This window comes from Wenyingzhuangia sp., assembly GCF_039768515.1.
GTDB lineage: Bacteria > Bacteroidota > Bacteroidia > Flavobacteriales > Flavobacteriaceae > Wenyingzhuangia.
Window position 1 is genome coordinate 1 of sequence record NZ_JBDNAI010000143.1, and the last position, 5030, is coordinate 5030.

Consider the following 5030-nt stretch of genomic DNA (forward strand, 5'->3'; position numbering starts at 1 on the left):
ACCGAAAGCATCGATACGGGAGACCTTAATATTGATGAGTATTTAAGTGATGACGACATTCCAAGTTACAAAACACACGTTAATAATTACTCCGCAGACGAGGAAGAAAAAAATATACCCTATGCAGCCGGCATTACATTTCACCAGTCTTTAAAATCCCAACTAGACACCTTTCGCTTCGATGAAGAAGAGCGACTAATTGCTGAATTCTTAGTCGGAAGTATTGATGATAGCGGTTACATAAGAAGGGAAATTTTAGACCTGGTAGATGATTTGGCCTTTACGGCGAATGTATTTGCAACCGAAGAAAAGGTCATCACAATTTTAAAAACTGTCATCCATACTTTAGACCCAATTGGAGTGGGTGCAAGAGACTTAAAAGAGTGCTTACTCATTCAATTAAAGGGAAAAGAAAAAACAAAGATCCGAGAACTATCCATTGAAGTTTTAGAGACTGCTTTTGATCACTTCGTAAAAAAACATTACCGCCAACTTCAAGAAAAATTCTCCATTTCTGAAGAAGAATTAAAGGCTGTTACGGTTGAGATCTCAAAATTAAACCCAAAACCGGGGAGTGCTTTCGCAGGGAACAATAAAATTGCAGAACAAATTGTTCCTGATTTTTCAATCAAAATTTTAGAGGGTGAGTTGGACTTGTCATTAAACGCTAGAAATGCGCCAGAATTGCACATTTCAAGAACGTATAACAATATGTTAAAGGGCTATCAAGAAGCCACTTCAAAAAGCAAATCCCAGAAAGAAGCCGTCTTTTTTATCAAACAAAAATTAGATGCAGCAAAATGGTTTATTGATGCAATTAAGCAACGACAGCAAACCCTATTGGTAACCATGAATACGATCATGCATTATCAACTTGATTATTTTTTATCTGGGGATGAACGCAAATTGAAACCGATGATCTTAAAGGATATTGCAGATCAAATACAAATGGATATTTCTACCGTCTCTCGCGTAGCAAATAGCAAATATGTAGCCACACCCTATGGAACAAAATTGATTAAAGAGTTCTTCTCTGAGTCCATGAAAAACGATCAAGGGGAAGCGGTGTCTACCAAAGAAATTAAAAAAATTCTTGAAACCGTTATTTCAGAGGAAGACAAAAGGAAACCGTTAACAGATGAACGATTGGCCGCTATTCTTAAGGAGAAAGGATATCCTATTGCACGAAGAACAATTGCAAAATACAGAGAACAACTAGAGCTCCCCGTAGCTCGTTTACGAAAGGAAATATAGTGAAGTTTCAAAAAATAATATCGGCGCTATTGCATCCAATTGTACTGCCCACTATTGGTGTAATGCTCTATTTTTTGACCATCCCACATTCCATCCAAAACGAACAGCGATATTTTATTATTGGCTTTGTTTTTACGACTACTTATTTAGTGCCCTTGGGAATGCTGATAGTGCTCAAAGGCTTAAAAATAATTCATTCATTTAAAGTGCATACGGTGAAAGAGCGAAAGATTCCTTTGTTTTTAATGATTGTACTCTTTACTGCTTTGGGAAATATGCTGCTAAGAACTGCCATTTTTGGCGATTTTGGATTGTTGTTTTACGGAACATCCTTTGGGTTGATTCTTGTATATCTATTCGCAATATTCAATATAAAAGTGAGTTTGCATTTGCTTTCTATGGGAAGCATGATTGGATTTTTTATCGTGATGGGCATGGAATATAAAACGTCTACAACACCACTCCTACTTTTACTTATCCTATTTTCTGGGCTTTTGGCAAGTTCTAGACTCCATTTAAAAGCACATACACCCAAAGAGGTGTACTTGGGGTTTTTCTTCGGTATATTAACGCAAATAAGCGTTTACTACCTACTATAAAAAGTAGAAAATCAATCCAAATTTTAAAACGCTACTATCAATCACTTCGTTGCCCATCTTAGCGTCTTTATAGAGGGGTGACATTCCATAAAAAACATGAAAATTAAAAGCATCATATCCTGCAGAAAATGTCAGGCCATACTGTAGCGCATTATAAGCACTCACATCCGAATAGGCGGTTTTCACCTCGTTGGAAGCTACATTTTCAAAACGATTAGAGAAATTATAAAGGAATTTAACCCCAGTATAAACCCTCCAAAATTTGTATTTGTTCGCTGTGGAAGTTCTCCAACGAATTTCAAAAGGAACTTCTAAATTATGTGAAAAATAGGTGTTTGAGCTTAAGGTATTGTCTGCAGAAAACACCGACACGTTATTCAATTCTTCAACTTTTAATTTATGGTTGAAAAAATCGAAACCATACCCCAAACCAAGTGCAAAAGAAAAGGTTCCTTTTTTATTCAGAATAATATCTTTTAGAAAACCTGAAGACAATCCGTAAGAAAAACCACTTCGTGTAATTGTGCTAGGCTGCTGGTACATTTGATTGTAGGTCACCGAAAAATAGAGTTGATCCTCTGCATACCGATCACCCAGATTCAACGAATCTTTTTGGGCAAATACAGCAGGTGTACAAAATAGCAATAAAATAATTACTAATTTCTTCATAATTTTAAAATGAATAGGAAAGGTACACAATTTCATGATGTTGCTTCTATAAATTATGGCAAAAAAAAAGCAACTCTAAAATAGAATTGCTTTTTTTATATAAAAATAAGGTGACTTACTTAATATCGGAACCCGTGTTGGTTGAATAACTAACTTTGAGCGCATTTACATCTCTTAATTTCAATCGGATGTCGATAATAGTACCTACACTTGATTGTTTGTCTGCTTTGATAGAAGTAGTCATAAACGGTATTTCGTTTTCGGCAACTTTGGTTCTTGCATTGATAATGAATGCAGGAACTTGGTCTGCGGAAGCAATCTTATCATTTAATTGAATCTTATTGTATCCAATACCATATTTTGTATCTTTTGCTTTACCAATATAAATGGTACTTACCAAACTTTTGTGCTCTAGCTTCTTTACTTCTGTTGCAGAAGGTAACACTGGAGTGTCAATTTGTAAGCTTGTTTCTCTCATGGTTGTAGTAACCATAAAAAAGAACAGTAGCATAAAAACAATATCAGGTAGCGCTGCAGTATTGACTGCAGGAATCCCTTTTTTTCTCTTTTTAAATTTAGACATCGTTGTTAAATTTTAAAATTAGTTTGCCGATGTTGGCTCTGCATCAGAAATAATTTGAGGATATGCTGTTTTTATATCTTCCACTTTTTTCTTTAGCTCCAAGTTATTTATATCGTCTTTATACAGCTTTTCAAGCTCTGTGAAAGACATGTTATAACGCTCTTCACATAATCTATTCCTTAGCTCTGTATAAGCACGAAGTAATTCGTTTTGAACAATGATATAGGTTCCATATTCAGTTCCACGATCACTTTGTACAGAGATAATGGCTTTGTTTGGGTGATCTGAAGAGGTCGTACTCTTCTCACCTTTACAATAGTCACAAGGTCCAGTAGATACACCATCTACCAATTTTCCTTCACCACCACCATTGTCTATAAACTTCACAGCAGCATCTTTGATTTCTTTCACATCCATTCTTTCGCCTTCTACTAAAAGCTCATTATTTCTGTTAATATTCACTTCAAAGATATTTCTCTCCTTAATAACGGGAGGAACATAATCTGCGGGTGGTTTTTCAGATAATTTCTTAGAAATCCCTGAATCCACATTCATAGTTGTTGTTACTAAGAAAAAGATTAATAACAAGAAAGCAATATCTGCCATTGAGCCTGCATTAATTTCTGGAGTCTCTCTTCTTGCCATAATTTATGATTTTATTAATCCTTTAACGAGGTCGTATACAAAAAACAAACTTGCTACCAAACCTAAAGCCATGCTAAACCAAATACCTGTTCCAACCCATTGGTTGGTAGCTGTACCTGCGTCACCGCCTTCTAAAACAAGTCCTTGTGTATCAAGTACTGCATTGCTGTCTGCTATTGAATAAGAAATTGCCAAAACAACAGCTAAAAGTCCTAATCCTATACCCATCTTCTTAAGATTTTGAGGATTCTTTATCACACTCCATAGTGATAGCACAATTGCAATTGCTACCGCTGCATATAATAAACCCGCCGAAAAGAAAACGATTGGATTTACTACACTCGCTTGAATCGCTGCATCACTCTCTAAAGCATCCACATCTTCCATAAAGACTCTTATGAAAAGAATGGCACCTACAAGCGCCACAAAGGCTACGAAAATGCTTAAATATTTTGCTAAATTATTATCTTTCATAATGATAATTATTTTTTATATTTTACTAACAAATCGATTAAAGAGATCGAAGCGTCTTCCATATTGTTCACAATACTATCGATTTTAGATACGATGTAATTGTAAAAAATCTGTAAGATAATCGCAACTACCAATCCAAATACTGTTGTTAAAAGTGCTACTTTAATACCTACAGCAACTACCCCTGGAGAGATGTCATTTGCAACTGCAATCATATCAAAAGCTTTAATCATACCAATTACAGTTCCCATGAAACCAAGCATTGGAGCAAGTGCAATAAATAAAGACAACCAAGAAACATTTTTCTCTAATTGTCCCATTTGAACACCACCGTAAGAAACAACTGCTTTTTCAGCAGCATCAATTCCTTCATCTGCTCTGTCTAAACCTTGATAAAAAATAGAGGCCACAGGTCCTTTCGAATTTCTACAAACTTCTTTGGCAGCTTCTACTCCACCAGAACTTAGTGCTTCGTCAACACTTGCCACTAATTTTTTCGTGTTTGTTGTTGCCATGTTTAAATAGATAATTCTTTCAATTGCAATAGCCAAACCTAAGATCAAGGCAACTAATACGATTCCCATAAATTGAGGATCACCTTCAATAAAACGTTGTTTTAATTCTTGGTGAAAAGTTCTTTCTTCTGTGACTGCTCCTTGTGCAAAAGTTGATTGAATAGCTCCAAAAAACATAAATCCTGCTACAGTTAGGAAATTTACTACTTTTTTCATCTGTGTTATAATTAATTTTTAATAGTTAAGGGTTTCAAGGTATAAATTTTCACGCTAAAAAAACGAATTTTGAAT

The 5030-nt window shown here is 35.2% G+C and carries 7 protein-coding genes; 2 read left to right on the plus strand and 5 right to left on the minus strand.

The features are described 5' to 3' along the window. On the plus strand, positions 1 to 1254 hold a 1254-nt coding region (gene rpoN, locus ABF281_RS08880), incomplete at its 5' end, for an RNA polymerase factor sigma-54 (RefSeq protein ID WP_347181321.1). Continuing rightward, positions 1254 to 1853 carry a hypothetical protein gene (locus ABF281_RS08885; RefSeq protein ID WP_347181322.1) on the plus strand — a complete coding sequence of 200 codons (600 nt, stop codon included), beginning with the start codon at positions 1254 to 1256 and terminating at the stop codon, positions 1851 to 1853. The genes rpoN and ABF281_RS08885, both read left to right, overlap by 1 nt. On the opposite strand, the gene ABF281_RS08890 is transcribed toward ABF281_RS08885, so the two are convergent. The 5 genes from ABF281_RS08890 to ABF281_RS08910 all read right to left on the minus strand — a co-directional run bounded on the left by ABF281_RS08890 (position 1848) and on the right by ABF281_RS08910 (position 4955). Continuing rightward, positions 1848 to 2522, minus strand: coding sequence for a porin family protein (locus ABF281_RS08890; RefSeq protein WP_347181323.1), 675 nt, complete (start codon positions 2520 to 2522; stop codon positions 1848 to 1850). The two genes, ABF281_RS08885 and ABF281_RS08890, sit on opposite strands and share 6 nt — an antisense overlap. A 115-nt stretch (positions 2523 to 2637) precedes the next feature. Then, on the minus strand, positions 2638 to 3105 hold the full coding sequence (locus tag ABF281_RS08895) for a biopolymer transporter ExbD (RefSeq protein WP_347181324.1): 468 nt from the start codon (positions 3103 to 3105) through the stop codon (positions 2638 to 2640). Between the two features lie 18 nt (positions 3106 to 3123). After that, positions 3124 to 3750 carry a biopolymer transporter ExbD gene (locus tag ABF281_RS08900; RefSeq protein ID WP_347181325.1) on the minus strand — a complete coding sequence of 209 codons (627 nt, stop codon included), beginning with the start codon at positions 3748 to 3750 and terminating at the stop codon, positions 3124 to 3126. 3 nt (positions 3751 to 3753) lie between these two features. Continuing rightward, positions 3754 to 4224: a hypothetical protein gene (locus ABF281_RS08905; protein ID WP_347181326.1), complete on the minus strand. Its 471-nt coding sequence runs from the start codon at positions 4222 to 4224 to the stop codon at positions 3754 to 3756. A gap of 8 nt (positions 4225 to 4232) precedes the next feature. Beyond that, a complete protein-coding gene (locus ABF281_RS08910; protein ID WP_347181327.1) occupies positions 4233 to 4955 on the minus strand; it encodes a MotA/TolQ/ExbB proton channel family protein in 723 nt (240 codons plus the stop codon). Positions 4956 to 5030 lie beyond the last annotated feature (75 nt).